This window comes from Bacillota bacterium (assembly GCA_040757205.1).
Taxonomy (GTDB): Bacteria; Bacillota; Desulfotomaculia; order Desulfotomaculales; family Desulforudaceae; genus Desulforudis.
In genome coordinates this window covers 114,783-131,319 of sequence record JBFLXL010000002.1, presented here as the reverse complement: position 1 = coordinate 131,319, position 16,537 = coordinate 114,783, and the positions used below count along the sequence as shown (strand labels likewise).

Below are 16,537 nucleotides of genomic sequence, written 5' to 3'. Positions count from 1 at the left end.
CTGCACAAGAAATACCCTGGTACCGGCACACTAGATGGGATAAAAGCGCTAAGCCCTTCGTTTGGATGGCGATTAAGGCTTTTTGGAAATAAGGAACCCGGATCTTTGTAAAAGACCCGGGTTCCTAGTGTAGTCTTCCAGGACTACTTGGTGAATTTGAAGGTAGCGGTCTTGGTGTCGTTGTTCCAGTCGAGCTCGCCACCGAAAGCCATCTGGATGCCGCACAGGGTAGCGTAGGTGAAGTCGCTGACAATCACACCGCCCTGATCAACCGGCACCTTGACGCCGTTGATGTAGATGGCGTTCTCGCCCATCGGGAAGGCCACAACCTTGCCGTCCTTCACGAAGTAGGCAGTCTTGGTCGCGGCATCCCAGCTCTTCTGCAGGCCCAGGACGTCGCACAACAGGTTGACCTGCACCAGGGTGCGGCCGCTCTTGACGGCTACACCGGCGTCACCCACGGCGAACGTGGCGGTAACGGCCTTGGCGTCGGAAGCCGTGGCGTTCGCTACCTTGCCGAGGGGCTTGTTATCAACAGCGTTAATGGAGTTGTTAAGCGGTGCCGCGCCTTCACCCAATACGGTGAGTTCGACATCGCCCGTCAGGGCCAGTCTGCTCATGTCGTACTTGATGTCGGAGATCGTGATGGTCATCCCGGTGCCACCGCTCGCGGTCGTGATCGGGATTTCCAATACGGAATTGTTTTCCACCACTGCAATGGTACCAAGCGCGCCGGCACCGGTCCTCTTCACGGTGGGGACACCGTTGAAGGTCACGCCCGCCGGAAGCTTCAGGAAGATCTTCCTACCGCCAGTAAACACGCCACCGGTATATTCCTGGATGGTGATGTTACCAGCGCTCTGGGCCAAGGCTTCCAGCTTCACGGCCGGCTTTTCGGCACTGATGGAGAACTGGGAAGCGTACTGGCCGATCACGACCTCGCCGGACACACCGGCAGTACCGCCGATGGTCAGCGCCGCAGCGCCAGGCTTGACACCGCCGCCGGCCTTGACCGCAAAGCTGCTGAAGCTGAGCTTGTCTGTAGCCGCGGTGATTGTCAGCCAGATGGTCTTGTCGTCGTTGTAGATGCCTCTCCAGGTGGCACCCACGGCGGTAATGTCAGCGGCGGCAGTACCCGCTCCCCACTTGCCGTCGCTGAGGGTGAGGGTGATGACCTTGTTAGCTTCGAACTGCGTACCGCTGACCGCTTTCAGGTCAAAGGACGCGCCAAAGGTCTTGGTCTTGCCGATGTAGCATATTCCATCGTTGTCCTTCAGCTTGTCGACGTCACCGGACACTTCCCCGACCTTGGCAATGACCAGCCTGGTGGTCTTGACCTTGGAACCGGCGGTGTTGCTGTATACTTCCACTTCGATATCGCCGGTGACATTCGGGGCCACGTCCAGTCTGGGCTTGAACACGATCTTGCCCGGAAGGACCGTGGACTGGGCACCATTCATGTCGACCTCGATGCTGGATGTCGCTACGGTTACAGTAGGAACAGCACCGCTGACGTTGCTCACTGGCGCGGTCGAAGCGGCGTTAATAGAAACACCGGAGGTCAGAACACGCATTGTGATTTTTTCGGCAGCGCCGATAGCCTTCGCCAGCGCTTCCTCGACGGTGACGTCGGCGCCGGCCACGTTCAGGTTACCCGCCTTGACGGTCTTGGCGGCGGCAGCCTTCACGGTCGCGCCGGTCTCGGCGACCTTGGCGATGGTCCGGGTGTCGCTTTCGCTCCAGGCAATCGCAGTCGCGGTGGTACGGAAAACCTCAACTGTGGCCTTGATGTCGCCAGACACGCCGGAAGCGATGTCCAACCTGGATTCGCCAGTCACGTTGAACTTAAACTCGACTGCCGACACGGTCCCAGCTGCCAAACCGGCAAGCTTGAGCAGAATCATGCTCTTTGAGGAGTCCTCAATAGTCGCGGTTGCATTAGTGAGAGTGAAGTAGTTGGTAGCCGTGCCATCCTTCGGGTCTTTCACGAACGTGGCACCGGTGGGCAGCGTCAACTTGACATAAATCGTGTCGTCCCAGGTGGCGGCTGCTTTTTCCGTGACCTTCGCCGTACCGGTAATCTCCTTGTTATCACCGGTAGTAGTGAACGAATACGACGAAGTGAAGTCAGCGTAAGTCGTGCTCGCAAACGCCGATACCGGCAGCATGAGACCCAGGACGAAGATCAGCGTCACGAACAGGGCGATGGATTTTTTCCTGGTTCTAATCAAGCGTTTTCCCTCCTTATGGTTTGATGCTTTTCAGCATTGGGGGGACCGGAGTCCCCAACAAGGTGCTTCCAGGGTTCTTAGTCAGTTGGTCTGCAACTGTCCACAACGTCCGTAGTTCCCAACATCCCCCCTTCTTGGTACCAAAGATTTGCGGCGGTAGCACCGCATCAAGGTGCTGTGGCACCGTCCTACCCAGGTGTCCAGGCAGCGGGCGGCAACTTGCCCTGCCGCTGCCTTAATCGGATAGCACCGGCAGAAGATGTACATTCTACACTCCCTGCCAGATTCCCTGCTGACATGGCAGGAACTATCTCGATTACCTGACTAGTTAGACACGGGGTGCTGCTAAAAAGTTCCGGTAATTACGAGAAATTTGCTGGAGGGATTAAGTTATTGCTCCAGATTCTGCAGCAAACGATTGAGGATGGCGGCGGTTTCGGCGCGTGAGAGGGCGGCGGCGGGCGCGAAACGGTCGTCCGGGAGACCGAACATGAGTCCGGCGGTATGGGCCTGGGCAACTGCGGAGCGGCCCCACTCTGGGATGAGGTACCAGTCGGAGTAGGGAGCGGGTGCGGTAGGCTGGGGCAGAGCCATCCCGACTGAGACACAACTGTGGATAAGGATGGCGGCGGCCTCCGTCCGGCTGATCGGAGCGTGGGGACGGAAGGTATTGTCCTCGTAGCCATCGATAATGCCGCGGGCGTGGGCGAGGGCGATGCTCTCCCGCGCCCAGCCGGGAATGGCGGCGGCATCGGTGAATGGCAGCCCCGGTTCTCCGGCGGCGGGCAGCCCCAGCAGCCGGGCCAGGAGTACAGTGAACTCGGCGCGAGAGACACTCCGGTCCGGCCGGAAGGTGCCGTCCGGGTAGCCGGACACCAAACCGCGGGCCAGGAGCTGTTCGATGTCCGTTCGCGCCCAGGAGCCCGAGATGTCGTTGAAAGACTGCCCGGACCGGGCCGGCAGGGTCACCTGGCGTCCGGCGACGCCGCCGGTGCGGCTGTCCACGGCTACCAGTTCCCCGCCGCGCACCCCGATGCTGTAAGGGACCACCAGGTAGAAGGAACCGTCGGGGGTGAGCTCAAGTTGCTGGAAGGCGGACTCCCCCCAGGCGTAGAGCCGGTCGGCCGTAGTACGGCCGGTGACCACGTAGCGGTCGGAGAGCGGAATAATCGACTCTACCCGTAGGTCAGGCTCCGCCACCTGCGGCAGCGTGGAGGCTGCACCCCGTATCAGCACCTCGCCACCCGTGGTCCCGGAGAGGATGGTTAGGTTGACCGCTTCGCCGGGTACCAGGTCATGGGCCTGTACCGGGAACCCGTTCTTAGTGAAGGAGGCGTTGGCGGTTACCGGGTAGGATTCCCCCCCGGCGGTGTGCAGAACGGCCCGCTCCCGGTCGTAGGCCTGGACGGCGGCCTCGCGGCGCTCGGAATCGGCGACGTCGATCCGGACGATTTCCCGCGTTCCCGGCACCAAGGCGACGCGGACCACGAGGCCCGGGGTGAGCAGGGCGGCGTCGCCAGCCAGGTCCCACCGGTAAACCCGGGTCTCGCCGGTCAGGCGCAGGGTGTGCAAGCGGCCCCGGTAGTCTGAGAGGTAGACAGTCTCCGAGCCGGCGTAGATGAGCTGGCCGTAGACGGAAGCTGAGTGGGCGGTGATCCCAATGATATTCCTTTCACCGGGCACCACGGCAGCGAACACCAGGTCCCCGGCCCGCAGGGCGGCCAGGCCGTCGGCCACCCCGTCACGTTCAACGGTAATACCGGGCAGGGCCGTGTAGCGCTGCCCGTTAGTGAACGCGATTGTCCCGGCCGGGCCGGGGGAGTCACGGAGGGTGCCGACCACCACGTGGTGGGTGGCGACCAAGTGGTTCACCCGGTTGGTGTGCGGCGACATTATCAGACGGACGGCAACCCCGGGGTAAAGGTGCCGGGGGTCGGCCTCCGCCGAAGCACCGAAGGGCAGGTTGGCCCGGTCCCCGCCGACGACGGTCTGGGTCAGGGCCAGGGCTGTGTCCGGCGTCAATTGGTAGACAGCGTTGTCGTTCAGCAGGCGGAGCCGCCCGGTGGCGTGTTCGACGGCGGCCAGCACGCCCCGCTCCTCGCGGTAGCCGGCCTCCAAGCGCCACACGCGCTGCGTCGAGGGGTTCACATAGCCATGAACCTCGGCCCCGGCCGGAAGGTTTGCAGGGTTGGTGAGCGGTGTGCCGTTGAGCAGCACCGGCCGGCCTGGGGCCAGGAAATACCCTCCCTCCCGCATCAGCCGGTTCATCTCCAGCACTAGGTGATCCCCATTTCGGCCGGGCAGACACTTCACGGCCGGGGCGTGCCACTCCCGGGCGGCCAGGAAGACCTTCCGGGACTCGGTCCCGGAGACCGGAAAGTAGGCGTCGGCGCCGGCGGGCACCCGCGGGAACCGGAGTTCCTCGTTCACCGCAGCAGTGACCCGGGCACCGGCCAAGGAGACTTCGCTGCCGTCCGCCAGCAGCAGGCGGCGGTGGTCCCCGGCTACCACTCGCTCCTTGACCGGCGGCCGGCCGCAAACCAGGGCGAAATCCTGCACGGGGCGGGTAGTCCCGGGGCGGACGCTATGGCTGACAGCGGCGCCCGATATGGTCACCCGGTACTCCCCGGGGACGGGATCGACGATGATGACCTGTTCCACGTTGTTGACGGCGTCCTTGGCCCCCCGCCCCCCGAAGTCGTTGCCTTGGTAGGTTTTGCCGTCCGGGCTGGTAACCGTGAGGTCAAGGTCGTTCACCAGGGCCTTCGCCGCTCCTGGGGCGGCCGGGGGGTCGGTCCAGGCCAAGGTGGCCTTGAAGGGCGCGCCGGCGTTGGCTACATAAAAAGTATAGGTAAGCCGCTCGCCGGTGCCCACCGTATCCCCTTCCTTATAAAAGAAGGTTCCCTCGTTCAGGGCGAGCAGGGTGCCCGCGAGATCCAAAAGTCCGAATCCGCTCTCCGGGGCGGGGCCGCCCTCCAGGGGCCGCGCACCGTTGATCAGGAGCGCCTTTACCAGGGCCGCGGACGGGCTGCGCGCACCCTCGTGTTTTTGTAGGTATTCCCGGACCAGCGCAGCGGCGCCGCCCGCCAGGGCGGCGGACATGCTGGTTCCCTGCAGCCGGGTGTAGTCCGGGTGGGCCTCGAAGTTCCCCTGGACCAGGCTGGAACAGGCGGAGACAACCGCGCTCCCCGGCACCACCAGGTCGGGTTTGAGGCGGCCGTCGCCGGTGGGCCCGCGGCTGGAGAACGAGGCCAGGCTCGCCGCGTCCTGGCTGTCCGGCCCGAAGGCGGGCCGCGGGTTCTGGCTCGCGCCCACCACCAGGGAGTTCTTGCTGTTGGCTTCCGGGGTCAGGGTGGCAGCGCCGGGGCCGCTGTTGCCGGCTCCGAATACAACTAGAAAGTCGGGGTAATAGCGCACGAAGCGGTCGACCTGGGAAGCGGCGCCAAGGTAGGCGTTGGTGTGACCGCCCCAGCCGTTGACGTGGACACGCGCGCCGGCCTCGTATGCGGGGCGGAACAGGGTCACCAGGTCCGCCGGCGGGTCGAGCTTCCCCTTCCGGTTGAGAATAGACTGGACGAAGAGGCTGGCCTCCGGAGCCACGCCCCGGTGCTGCCCCCCCGAGGCCCGGCCCGTGCCGGCGATGGTCGCGGCCATGTGGGTGCCGTGCCCGACGGGGTCTGACGGGTCATGCCCTGATAAGGGGCTTAAGAACACGATCTTGGGCATCTGCCCGGGGGTGCTGGCCAGGTCGGGATGGACGTCGGTGAGCGAGCCCTTGTCCAGGCCGCTGTCGGCCAGGGCGACGATCTGCCCGGCGCCGGAAAGGCCCGCCGGGGTGATAAAACCGGGTACGGTAACCGGAGTGGCGGCGATGACGTCACGGGCCCGGTCGTTCAAACGTTCGGTGGCGGTATGAGCTTCGACGTAGACAATCCCGGGAGCGGCCGCCAGCTCCGGCAGACGGCCGGCGGGCAGGCGCACCCGCAGGGCGGCACCCTCTTCCTCGTCCAGGCCCCGCACGACCGTACCCCCTAAGGCGTGCGTCCTTTCGGCGACGGACGGCTTGTCCGCCGGCTCAAAAAGGGACACGTTCACCGTAAGCTCCGAAGGGCCGTCAACGGCTAAAAGGTGAGGAGACAAGCGGCTGGCGGCCCTGGGCGGTTCCAGAACGGCCCCGGCGGGCAGCAGGGTGTCGAGCGCCGTTCCTCCCGGAACCCGGACCAGGTGGGCACCGTCCCCGGTGGCGCTGCCGACCTGGATGCCCTGGGCCTTAAGGCGCGCCGCCCAATCCGGCGGGGTGCCTTCTCCCGGACGCAGCAGAAACAGCCCGCCCGCGGCGAGTTCGTCCGCGTCAACGGCAAAGGCCGGCCCGTCCGGGGCCGGTATCTGGTCTGGCGGAGAAACAGCCGTAGGAAAGGACCGGCCGCCGGCAAGAAGAACCCCGGCCAAGGCAAACAGCACGAGGCCGAGAAAGGCCAGCCCCGGTAGGTATCTTCTGGACATGATGGCTCCTTGTCCACGATTTCGCGACATCTTGACAGATGGCCTACATTAAGACAGACGTATGGCGGCGCTTCCTGGTTTGCCGCTCTATTGCTATATCCCAACTAGTTGACAGCTTCTCCAGCATTTTACCACGGTTCGACCCCGGTGTCGCCCCCTAATCGGCCGCTCGCAGCCGTCCTTTGTTTTCCAGGGAACCGGTCCGATCTGGAAATAATTAAACCCTTTCCTATTGGAAGGAAATGTACTAAATTATTAACCAGGTAAACTAATTGGGAATATTACAAAATTGTGAACTGGGCCGGAACTTTTTTCCCGCGCGTTCTGTCAAAAGGGTAAAGGTTGGAAAGTTCCGTTGCCCAGGGGAGTGTTCTCCTTTGGACAACGTCAGGAAGCTGGTCCAGCGCGCGCAGCGCGGTGATACCGCCGCCTTCGAGGAACTGGTCCGGCAGTATCAGGATAGAATATATGCACTAAGCTATCACCTGTCCGGGAACCAGGCGGACGCTGAGGACCTGGCGCAGGAAGCTTTCGTGAAAGCGTTTTACGGGCTGAAGGGTTTCCGTAACGAAGCCGATTTCGGCACCTGGCTGCACCGGATTACGGTGAACCTGTGGATCAACGTGCGGCGCCGTGAACGCCAGACGGTCTCCCTTGACGAGCCGGTACAGACCGGGGACGGTGAAGTGCAGCGGGAGTTGGCGGCCACGGCCGAGGAGCCGCCGGAGGTGCTGGAGCGCAAGGAGTTTCAGCGGTTCGTGCAGCGGGCGCTGGGGGAGATTTCCCGGGAACACCGGGTGGTGCTGGTGCTGCGAGAGATGCACGACTACAGTTATGAGGAAATCGCCCGTGTCCTGGATTGTTCTCTGGGCACGGTGAAGTCCCGTATCAGCCGGGCGCGGACGGCCCTGAAGGAAAAGGCCTGCGCGCTGGCCGAACAGGCGGGCGTGACGCTCCCGGTTAATCGGGAGCGCCGGGGTGGTGACAGTCAGTGAAGTGCCTGGAGGCCAGACAACTATTCTCAGCGTACTTGGACGGGGAAATGTCCCCGGCCGAGGCTGATGTTTTGCGGGTGCACCTGGCGGGATGCCCGGCGTGTGCGGCCGACCTCGAGCTGGAGCGCGAGGTGTGTGCCGTGCTGCGGGAATCCGTGATAGCCGACCCGCTGACCCGTCAAAGCGGGTACCCCCGGGTGCTCCAGGCGCCGGAGGGTTTTGCGCGGGGCGTAATGGACGCGCTCGAGCACGAGGGGCGTCGGCCGGGCCGGTTGGCCGGATGGGTCGCCGGGTGGCGTCCGGCGATGGCCGCGGTGGCGGCTTCCTTGCTGATCACTGTCACGGCACTTGGGTACGGCGCGCAGCAGTGGCTGAACCGGGCGTTTTTGGTGGCGCAGGAACCAACGGGTGAAATCACTGAGGTAGTACCCGGCCCGGGTTCGGAAGGAACAACTCCCGGGGCTCCGGTCCCTCAGGCCGTTGACCCGGACGTGCCGGTTCCGGGCGCCGGCGAACCGGGCGGGGCCGCGGGCGGCGACGGCGGGAGCAATCCTGTAACGGGAACGGGCGGGGCGGCTAAGCCGGAAGGAACGCGGCCGGCGCCGGAACCCGGCAAGACCCAGATCACCACGGTTCCAGACCTCGAACCGAAAGTGTTCCTCAACAAGCCCCGCAGTATCAGCAGCACGCTGCTGAAGGTCAAGGTCGACGATCCCCGGCAGGCACGGGAGAAGGCGGTCGGCATGGCCGGGAACCTGGGCGTGGGCTACCAGGCGCAGACCGTGCAGAATCACAGCACGCCGGTCGAAGTGTTGCGTTTTGACCTCGAGTCGGGCCAGGTGGACGGGTTTGCGGCCGGGCTGGGAGGCTTGGGCCGGGTGCTCGACCAGCAGCGCAACCAGTGGGACATTACGGAGCAGTTCGCCAGGACATTGGAGCAGTACCAGGCCTTGTTGGCCCAGCGGCAGCAGGCGGCCGGCCCTGAAGAGCGGGCGGCGCTGGACGTGCGCATCAGGTCTTTAGAACAGCAGTTGAGCGAGTGGGATCAGGACGCCGAACGGCACATCCTGGTGTTGATGCTGCAGCAGAACTAGAAAGCCGGGAGCTTGAGATCAAGCTCCCTTGTTATTTATGCACCTTCCGGCAAGTAACAGCCGTTTTTTCTTTCGGAGCCCGGCAACACGCAGATCGCTTCTCGCTTTGTTGAGCCATTTCTGAGCTTCTTGCTCCCGATCCCTACTGCCGGCCCGTGATAAACAACACGTGCAAACCCTTTGTTCTACTATATTATTAACAACAGCAGAACCAAACAGCGCTTCTTCCGTTGGAGGCGGTTTTTAGTGCGGCCAGGCGGCTTGGCAATTCTTCTGGCATTGGTATTGTTTCTCGTTTCGGCTTCGTATGCCGAAGCCCGTCAGGCCGTTTTCGCAATCGGCAGCACCAGCTACGCGGTTGACGGCGAAACCCGGACGATGGACGTGGCCCCGTACCTCAAGAACGGCCGCGCTTACCTGCCGGTCCGCTTCGCAAGCCAGGCGCTGGGTGTCGCCCAAGAGCACATCGGCTGGGACAACGCCGCCGGCACCGTCACCTTGGTCAAGGGCGACCGGGTGGCGGCATTCACCGTCGGTCAAACGACCATGCTTAGCGGCGGCACTTTCGTCGCTATCGATGCGGCCCCGGAGATTGTCAACGGCCGGGTCATGCTGCCCTTCCGCTGGGTGGCCTTCGCCCTTGGTGCCCAGGTGGAGTGGAACGGTGCCGCGCGAACAATAACAATGACCGCGGCTTCCATCGCGTTGGATGTGGCGCCGAATGTAACGCCGGATGCGCCGGACCCCATTAAAAAGAAATACTCCTGGAACTACGGCGGAAAGCCTTGGACCTGGGATCTGCAGGTGCCGCGGGAGGCGTATGCATACTACACCGGCCTGGAACGCCCGCCCACGGACGACTATTCGGTGTATGTAACCGACCCGGCGGACGACCGGTTCATTGCGGCGCTGGCCGGCCGGTTCCTGGAAGCGGCGCGCCGGGAGGCGTACTCGCCGAAACAGACTGCCGAGTTCGTGACGGCTTTCGTGCAAAGCGTGAAGTATGTGGACGACAACGTTTCCAAAGGAGTCGGCGAGTACCCCCGCTACCCGCTGGAAACGTTGGTGGAATGGGAGGGAGACTGTGAGGATACGAGTATCCTGCTGGCGTCCCTTCTCCAAGGAATGAGTATCGGTGCGGTGTTGATCCATTTGTCCGGCGATCCCGCCGGGCACATGGCCGTGGGGGTCAAAGGCGAAAACCTGCCCGGCGTGTACTACGAATATGGCGGCGCACGCTATTACTACGTAGAAACAACGAATCCCCGCTGGTCGATTGGTGAGATTCCCGACGAGTACCGGAACAGGGAGGCCCGCATACTGTCGCTGACGCCCAGGGCGGTGATCGCCCACGAGTGGGCCTTCCGTGGCGTCCCGGGCGGCCAACTTGAGCTCAAGGTCACGGTGCGCAACCACGGCACCGCCGCAGCGCGGGAAACGAAGGTTTACGCCGCTTGGGACGCCGGAGGCGGCATGGTGTACGATCCGCAATGGTCCGACCCGCTGGATCTGGAACCGCGCGCGCAGGGCGTTTACACCCTGCGCTTGAGGCCGCCGGCGAATGTGAACACGCGCTTGATCGTAAAGATTGTCAGCAACGGCCTCCTGATGGACGAAAGCACATCAAACTGGCTCAGGACCTGAGTTGCGGACAGGGACTTTCCTTGAAGCCCACATCCGCGGCACCGAGTTGGTGCTAAGACCCGTAACCCAAGAAAACGACAAGGAAACGCTTCTGGAATACTGCCGGGAAAACACCCAAGAAGCCGACCTGGATAAAGCCCGTCGCCTAATGTCCCGGGTACCCGTCGCGATGCCGGAGAGGGTGCGCCGGATGCGTGAGGAACGGTAAGCTGGTTCCCTAAACAGGGCACCTGCTTTACGATGATTCAGCCCAGCATTGGAGATGCAAATCCGGAATTCTGCTGAACTCTTTTGTATTGTTCGTAACCAAAATCAAATCTTCCGCAAGAGCATGCGCCGCAATCAATAAGTCGTAAGCCCCAATGAGCCGACCCTTTTTATCTAGGTCTGCCCGTATACGGCCATAGAAAGAAGCAGCTCTATCCGAAAAAGGAAGAATTTCAATAGGGGCAAGAAAACCGGCTAAAGCAATCTTGTTTCTTTCGGGGTATTGACTTTTATAAACACCGTATTGAAGCTTGGCAAAGGTAATTGAAGAAATACATAGGTCGCCGACTTCCAGAGACTCAAATCTCCGAAAGACTTCAGGCGGCTTCTTCTTGATGATGTAAATACAGATATTGGTATCAAGCATATACTTCATCGTTAAAGACCATCTCGTTGATCCACGTCCGGCTGATTTCTATCGGACAAAAAATCATCTGAAAAATACTTTAGACTGGTTTTGAGTGTTTTCCAGGCACTATCTTTTGGAATCAAAAGTACAACATCATCGATTTTCTTAACGTACACCTCGGAGCCTTCTAAGCGATAGTCTTTCGGCAAGCGTACGGCTTGACTTCTCCCGTTCAAAAATACTTTGGCGATATCCATGGCAACCCCCCCCAATTAGGTATATACCATAGTATATACCACCAGCAAAAGACTGTCAAGCTATTCTTGCCAAAGATAAAGTTTAAGGAGGCGCTCAGAATGGGGGGCAAGAAGAAAACCATTCCTGAATTGCGGACCGAGGTGGAAGCCCGGGAGTTTTTTGATCGCCACAGTACCGTGGATTTTCTCGAAGATACCCTGCCGGAGCAGTTGACGGTCGATCCCGACCTAAAAGAACGGCTCCGGACGCAGAGAGAACGCAAGCAGATGGTGACTTTGCGGGTCTCGGCACCGCATCTGGAAAGTGTGCGCCGCATAGCCCGGCGCAAGGGCATTCCCTACCAAACGCTGATCCAGCTCTGGATTGCGGAAGGCTTGGAAAGGGAGTTCAAGGAAAAGTAGGAAGGCGGGGGGCGGATTCCCGGCTGCTCCGACTCTTTGGCCGGAGGCGGGGAATTCGTTGATCGAAGCGCGGCGAAACCAAATAGCGCTTCTTCCGCTGGACGCTGGAGGCGGTTTTTAGTGCGGCCAGGCGGCTTGGCAATTCTTCTGGCATTGGTATTGTTTCTCGTTTCGGCTTCGTATGCCGAAGCCCGTCAGGCCGTTTTCGCAATCGGCAGCACCAGCTACGCGGTTGACGGCGAAACCCGGACGATTGAGCTTTTTGTCACGGTGCGCAACCACGGCACCCAAAAGTTAGAATGCAATCCGGGTAATAATGTAAGAAAATAAGAAAGTCTGATCGGACTCTTTCCTGATCTAATGTTGTTTTACCGGGTTTATTGGTTTAAACTACTAGTTGTAATGTAATGTAATGTAATGTAATGTAATGTAATATTTCTTACATGTAAGGATGATGGTGATATGGCGGAGTTTGAAGTCGTCAAGGTCACTTCCAAGGGACAGATGACCCTGCCGGTGAAAGTTCGCAAAGTATTGTCCATTAAGGAAGGGGAGTATTTGGCGGTGTACGTCGAGGGCGAGGACATCATCCTGCGGCGGGTTTCCCCTTTCAGAAAGGCCTCCCGCGAGGACAACATCTTTCGGTTAATCGGGCGGGGCGAAGGTCCGGCAGACCTGGCCGAGGAGCACGACCGTTACTTGGGATTATAGCAGCGCTTACCACTTTAAGCATAAACAAGCTAACCCCGAAATCGTTATTGCTCACCGGCGGCCGGCGGCGAGGAAGCGGTTTAAGGCGGCGGCCAGCTCGGCACGGGTGACGGGGGCGTCCGGCGCGAAGGCGCCGGCGGCGCGGCCCCGGAAGATGCCGGCCTCGTAGGCGCGCGAGACGGGCGCTTGCGCCCAGGAAGGCACGCGGTGCCAGTCGGTGTAGGGCGGGTAGGACGGGTAGGGCGGACAGCACCAGGTGCACGGTCATGCCGGCCCGCAGTTCCCCCAACTCGGCCGCGCCGGCCGCGCCGAAGGGCCGGTCGAGCCAGCAGCCGTCCGCCACGATGTCGTCGATGGAGACGGCGGCCGCTGACGCAATCCGCAGGGGCTCCGTGTCCCCCACCAGCCGCATTTCCCCGGCGGCGGGGTCGATGGCGGCCAGGAGGCCGTCCCGCTCCCGGTAGAAGGCCTCCACCCGCCACAGGGTCTGGGTGGAGGGGTTGACCGTAGCGGCGATTTCGACCCCGGGGGGAGTTCCCCGGGGGTTCCCGGCGCCCCGTTGATCCAAACGGCGCCTCGGCCCTGCGGGGCGAGATTTCGCCCGCCCTCCCGTTCCAGCGGATTGATGGCCGCAAACACGGTCCGGCCCCCGAAGTCCAGCGTCTTGACCGCCGGTGCGCGCCACATGCCGGACACCGCGTAGGCCGACCCATACCGTTCGGCACGGGTGCCCCGGGGCTTTTCGGCGGACGGTCCGAACAGGTAGAGGTCGGCACCGGGCAGAATATCCCGCGCGGCGCTGCCGGCGCGTACCCCGTCCACCAGGTTCTTTGCCCCGGCGCGCGGGAGTTCGACCAGCTCGCCGCCAGCGGTCTCCAGGATGTTGCCGCTGACGCCCAAGGCTACTTCCCGCACCGGCAGGCAGCCGAACACCAGGGCGAAGTCCTGGGCGGACGCCGGTCCGGGGGTGAAAACAGTGTTTTCCGCGACGCGCGCCGCCCGGACGGTCACGGTATAGGTGCCGGGCTGCGGCCGCACGATGAATACCCGCTCGATGTTGTTCACCTCGTCCGGGGCACCCACGTCGGTTGGGGCACCCACGTCAGCGAGTCGGCCGGCCCTCAAAAAGTCGTTGCCGCGGAGGACCCGGCCGTCCGGCGCGGTGACGGTGAGGTTCAGGTCGTTCACCAGGGTGCGGGCCGCCCCCGGGGCGGCCGGCGGGTCGGTCCAGGCCAGGGTGGCTGAGACGGGCGCGCCGGGGTGTTCCACCGCGAAGGTGTAGGAGGCCGTCCCGCCCTCGGTCAGGCCCTCGCGCGCGTCGACGTGGCGAAAGGTTTTCTCGCGCAGGGCGAGGATGGTGGCGCCGAGGTCCAGGATGCCGAAAGTTCCGTTCGGCGCCGGGTCCGGCCGCGGGTCCGGCGGCGGGGTATCCGCGCCGGTCGGGGTACCTGCGCCGGTCGGGGTACCCACGTAAGTGGGTCGGGCGCCGTTCACCAGGGCCGCGCGCAGGAGCGCGGCCGAGGGCCGGGCCAGGCGTTCCTCGGTCCGGAAGTACTCGCGCAGCAGGACGGCGGCCCCGCCGGCGGCGGCCGCGGCCATGCTGGTCCCGTCCATCCGCTGGTAGGCCGGGAGGGGCGGGTAGTTGCCCGCCACGAGCGCCGAGCGGGCCGAGACGACGGCGGTCCCGGGCGCCAGGAGGTCCGGTTTGATCCGTCCGTCGGCCGTCGGGCCGCGGCTGGAGAAGGAAGCCGTTTGGTCGGCGTCCAGGCTGTCCGGGCCGTAGGCCGGGCGGGGGCTTTGGGACGCCCCGACCACCAGGGCGTTCTTGCTGTTCGCCTCCGGGGTGAGGGTGCGCGCGGCCGGGCCGTTGTTCCCGGCGCCGAACACCGGCAGAAAATCGCGGTAGTAGAGCACGAAGCGGTCGATCTGGGCGCTGACGCTCTGGTAGGCGTTGGTGCGGCCGCCCCAGCCGTTCACGTGCACGTGCGCGCCGGCCTCGTAGGCCGGGCGGAAAAGCGACACCAGGTCGGCGGGCGGTTCGAGTTCACCGGCCGGGTTCAGGAGGGCCTGGAAGTAGATGCTCGCTCCCGGAGCCACGCCGCGGTGCTTCCCGCCGGAGGCGGCGCCGGTCCCGGCCACCGTGGCCGCGACGTGGGTGCCGTGGCCGACGGGGTCGGCCGTGCCGCCGCCGGACCAGGAGCGGAGCAAAGGTACCTTGGGCATCTCTCCGGGGGTGCTGGCCAGGTCGGGGTGGATCTCGTCCGGGGCACCCCGGGGTACCCGCGTCAGCGGGTCGGTGGGTCGGCCGCGGTCCAGGCCGCTATCGGCTATGGCCACGGTCTGGCCGGCCCCGGTCAGGCCGGCGGGCGTGGCAAAGCCGGGCACGGTCAAGAAATCCGCCCCGATGACCGCGCGCACCCGGTCGTTCAGGAAAACGGGCGCTTCATAAAGTTCGAGCGCGAAGACGTCCGGGCTGTCGGCGAGCGCCTCGGGCAGCGGGGCGGCCGCCCGGGGCATCCACGCCAGTGGGTCGGGCTGGGGCAGGCTCACCCGCAGGACGCGACCGTCATCCTCGTCCAGGCCGCGCAGGACGGTGCCGCCGTGCGCGCGCACTACGGCCGCCACCCGGTCCGGGGCGGGCGACGAACGGCGCCGCGCCGGAAGACGGCGGCGGGGCCGGTTCAAGGACGGCGGCGGGGCCGGTGCGGTCGGGTCCGCCGGGTCCGGTCTCCGGGTCGGCTACCAAGCCGAAGAGCCAGCGGCCCCCCGCGGCGAGCAGGAAAACAGTGAAAAGCAACACGCCGAGCGCGGCCGGCGCGCCGAGCGCTGAAAGACGCCTTTGCTTATGCATGCGGCCTCCGGTCTCGTAACGAAGTCCGGCATCAGGGCGGACACCAGGGTTTATCCGGTCAGCCGGTTTACAGGGTTGCCCGTGTTATCCATCGTGCCTATTCGTCAACTGGCAGGATCGCTCATATTCTACCACAGAATTACAAAAACCGGGACTGTTTGTCCCTTGGTAATATATAGAATAAATGGCCTAAAAACCGCTCCGGGGGGAGTATTTGGCGGTGTACATCTAACGCAGGTCACCTGGGATAATGGTGCATTTGGCAAGATAAAAGTGGCGGTCAAAGGTAAAGACATCCCCGGGCGCCTCTTTTTTGTTTAATAAAACCAGGCTGAAAGCATCCACATAAGATAATTGCTGATCCGAAAATCTAAGAAGCAATTCACGTATCGCAGATTCGTATTCCGGCCCATGATAAAAAACACGTATAAACCCTTTGTCTCTTGCTGCATATGTTCTGTCCAGGAAGGACAGTGCCTGAGATAATCCCAAACGGTACCGCGTCAAAGAAAAGCACTCGGCAATCACCAAATCCGTTGTTACCTGAAGCGTATACCTAAGCGTTTTAAACACTTTGGAAGCCAAGTGGTGATAACGGTCGTCCTGGTCCATAAACGCGTAATAGGCCCCGGTATCGACAAATACTTGTTTACCGGTTATAGAGATATTGGTCATGACGTTCTGCTCCGTCCCTGCTTCCGCTCTTTCCTATGCCTTCTAACTCTAAAAGCGGGTTTTCTTCGTCTTTCAGCGGTTTAATATAGGCATCTATGGCCTTCCTGATAACATCCGCCTCGGTGATCCTTTGTTGCAGGGCGATCTTTTTGATTGCCGTATCCTGCTGCTTACTGATGTACGTTTGTTTACGAACAAGGCGTTCCCGGATCATGATGTCATCACCCCTATATATACATTATCCCCATGATGCAGTCCTGTCAAGCGGGCCTCCCCGTGGCAAACAGCGGGATCAGCCACAATCCGTTCAAGCAGGCCCACGACTATCTCCCCCTTTACTATAATCCATATTATACCCTGAGTCCCAATGCTGACAACAGCCCACCCCGCTCCAGCCGATTTCCCCCGCCTTCCATATGTGTCTCACCCCGTGTTCCATTGTGCCTCACCCCGTGCTCCATGAACTCTCTGCATTTGCATAACACCGGTGCTTTTGATAAGCATGCCGCCGATGCCGCCACCTCCATTGCATGTCCAGGTGCAGCGGATGATTGGTAT

At 62.5% G+C, this 16,537-nt stretch carries 15 protein-coding genes and 1 pseudogene; 8 read left to right on the top strand and 8 right to left on the bottom strand.

The features are described from left to right. Positions 1-143 precede the first annotated feature (143 nt). Both AB1402_02150 and AB1402_02145 read right to left on the bottom strand, forming a co-directional pair. A complete protein-coding gene (locus tag AB1402_02150; GenBank protein MEW6540402.1) occupies positions 144-2,231 on the bottom strand; it encodes a copper amine oxidase N-terminal domain-containing protein in 2,088 nt (695 codons plus the stop codon). Positions 2,232-2,621: 390 nt separating this feature from the next. Further along, on the bottom strand, positions 2,622-6,734 hold the full coding sequence (locus AB1402_02145) for an S-layer homology domain-containing protein (protein MEW6540401.1): 4,113 nt from the start codon (positions 6,732-6,734) through the stop codon (positions 2,622-2,624). A 377-nt stretch (positions 6,735-7,111) separates the two neighbouring features. On the opposite strand from AB1402_02145, the gene AB1402_02140 reads away from it, so the two are divergent. From AB1402_02140 to AB1402_02125, 4 genes are all read left to right on the top strand, one after another. Next, positions 7,112-7,729 carry a sigma-70 family RNA polymerase sigma factor gene (locus tag AB1402_02140; protein ID MEW6540400.1) on the top strand — a complete coding sequence of 206 codons (618 nt, stop codon included), beginning with the start codon at positions 7,112-7,114 and terminating at the stop codon, positions 7,727-7,729. After that, on the top strand, positions 7,726-8,823 hold the full coding sequence (locus AB1402_02135) for a zf-HC2 domain-containing protein (protein ID MEW6540399.1): 1,098 nt from the start codon (positions 7,726-7,728) through the stop codon (positions 8,821-8,823). The genes AB1402_02140 and AB1402_02135 overlap by 4 nt, the downstream gene beginning before the upstream one ends. A gap of 246 nt (positions 8,824-9,069) precedes the next feature. After that, on the top strand, positions 9,070-10,467 hold the full coding sequence (locus tag AB1402_02130; GenBank protein ID MEW6540398.1) for a stalk domain-containing protein: 1,398 nt from the start codon (positions 9,070-9,072) through the stop codon (positions 10,465-10,467). 1 nt (position 10,468) lies between these two features. Beyond that, a complete protein-coding gene (locus AB1402_02125) occupies positions 10,469-10,675 on the top strand; it encodes an AbrB/MazE/SpoVT family DNA-binding domain-containing protein (protein ID MEW6540397.1) in 207 nt (68 codons plus the stop codon). Between the two features lie 27 nt (positions 10,676-10,702). Here AB1402_02125 and AB1402_02120 read toward each other — a convergent pair whose 3' ends face one another. After that, positions 10,703-11,110: a type II toxin-antitoxin system VapC family toxin gene (locus AB1402_02120; protein MEW6540396.1), complete on the bottom strand. Its 408-nt coding sequence runs from the start codon at positions 11,108-11,110 to the stop codon at positions 10,703-10,705. A 2-nt stretch (positions 11,111-11,112) separates the two neighbouring features. After that, complete coding sequence (vapB, locus tag AB1402_02115) at positions 11,113-11,340, bottom strand: type II toxin-antitoxin system VapB family antitoxin (protein ID MEW6540395.1); 228 nt, start codon at positions 11,338-11,340, stop codon at positions 11,113-11,115. A gap of 99 nt (positions 11,341-11,439) precedes the next feature. Between vapB and AB1402_02110 the strand changes: the two genes are divergently transcribed. The 3 genes from AB1402_02110 (at position 11,440) to AB1402_02100 (ending at position 12,453) form a co-directional block, all read left to right on the top strand. Further along, positions 11,440-11,742 (top strand): CopG family antitoxin, encoded by a 303-nt coding sequence (locus tag AB1402_02110; protein MEW6540394.1) that lies wholly within the window; start codon positions 11,440-11,442, stop codon positions 11,740-11,742. A 120-nt stretch (positions 11,743-11,862) separates the two neighbouring features. After that, entirely contained in the window at positions 11,863-12,072 is a 210-nt protein-coding gene (locus AB1402_02105; protein ID MEW6540393.1) for a hypothetical protein, read from the top strand. Positions 12,073-12,204: 132 nt separating this feature from the next. After that, positions 12,205-12,453, top strand: coding sequence for an AbrB/MazE/SpoVT family DNA-binding domain-containing protein (locus tag AB1402_02100; GenBank protein ID MEW6540392.1), 249 nt, complete (start codon positions 12,205-12,207; stop codon positions 12,451-12,453). A gap of 51 nt (positions 12,454-12,504) precedes the next feature. On the opposite strand, the pseudogene AB1402_02095 reads toward AB1402_02100, so the two are convergent. Beyond that, positions 12,505-12,666 (bottom strand): annotated as a pseudogene (locus AB1402_02095) (S-layer homology domain-containing protein). Positions 12,667-12,717: 51 nt separating this feature from the next. Further along, positions 12,718-15,066 (bottom strand): S8 family serine peptidase, encoded by a 2,349-nt coding sequence (locus AB1402_02090; GenBank protein ID MEW6540391.1) that lies wholly within the window; start codon positions 15,064-15,066, stop codon positions 12,718-12,720. Here AB1402_02090 and AB1402_02085 point away from each other — a divergent pair. Further along, entirely contained in the window at positions 15,047-15,283 is a 237-nt protein-coding gene (locus AB1402_02085) for a hypothetical protein (GenBank protein MEW6540390.1), read from the top strand. The genes AB1402_02090 and AB1402_02085 overlap by 20 nt on opposite strands. A 249-nt stretch (positions 15,284-15,532) precedes the next feature. Here the strand turns inward: AB1402_02085 and AB1402_02080 are convergent, their stop codons facing one another. Both AB1402_02080 and AB1402_02075 read right to left on the bottom strand, forming a co-directional pair. After that, on the bottom strand, positions 15,533-15,979 hold the full coding sequence (locus AB1402_02080; protein ID MEW6540389.1) for a hypothetical protein: 447 nt from the start codon (positions 15,977-15,979) through the stop codon (positions 15,533-15,535). Continuing rightward, positions 15,954-16,193, bottom strand: coding sequence for a hypothetical protein (locus AB1402_02075; GenBank protein ID MEW6540388.1), 240 nt, complete (start codon positions 16,191-16,193; stop codon positions 15,954-15,956). Before AB1402_02075 ends, AB1402_02080 begins: the two co-directional genes overlap by 26 nt. Between the last annotated feature and the right edge of the window lie 344 nt (positions 16,194-16,537).

Coding starts and splice junctions, on each gene's coding strand:
- AB1402_02110 (MEW6540394.1), top strand. CDS start 11,440: ATGGGGGGCAAGAAGAAAACCATTCCTGAATTGCGGACCGAGGTGGAA.
- AB1402_02080 (MEW6540389.1), bottom strand. CDS start 15,979: ATGACCAATATCTCTATAACCGGTAAACAAGTATTTGTCGATACCGGG.
- AB1402_02120 (MEW6540396.1), bottom strand. CDS start 11,110: ATGAAGTATATGCTTGATACCAATATCTGTATTTACATCATCAAGAAG.
- AB1402_02100 (MEW6540392.1), top strand. CDS start 12,205: ATGGCGGAGTTTGAAGTCGTCAAGGTCACTTCCAAGGGACAGATGACC.
- AB1402_02145 (MEW6540401.1), bottom strand. CDS start 6,734: ATGTCCAGAAGATACCTACCGGGGCTGGCCTTTCTCGGCCTCGTGCTG.
- AB1402_02075 (MEW6540388.1), bottom strand. CDS start 16,193: ATGATCCGGGAACGCCTTGTTCGTAAACAAACGTACATCAGTAAGCAG.
- vapB (MEW6540395.1), bottom strand. CDS start 11,340: ATGGATATCGCCAAAGTATTTTTGAACGGGAGAAGTCAAGCCGTACGC.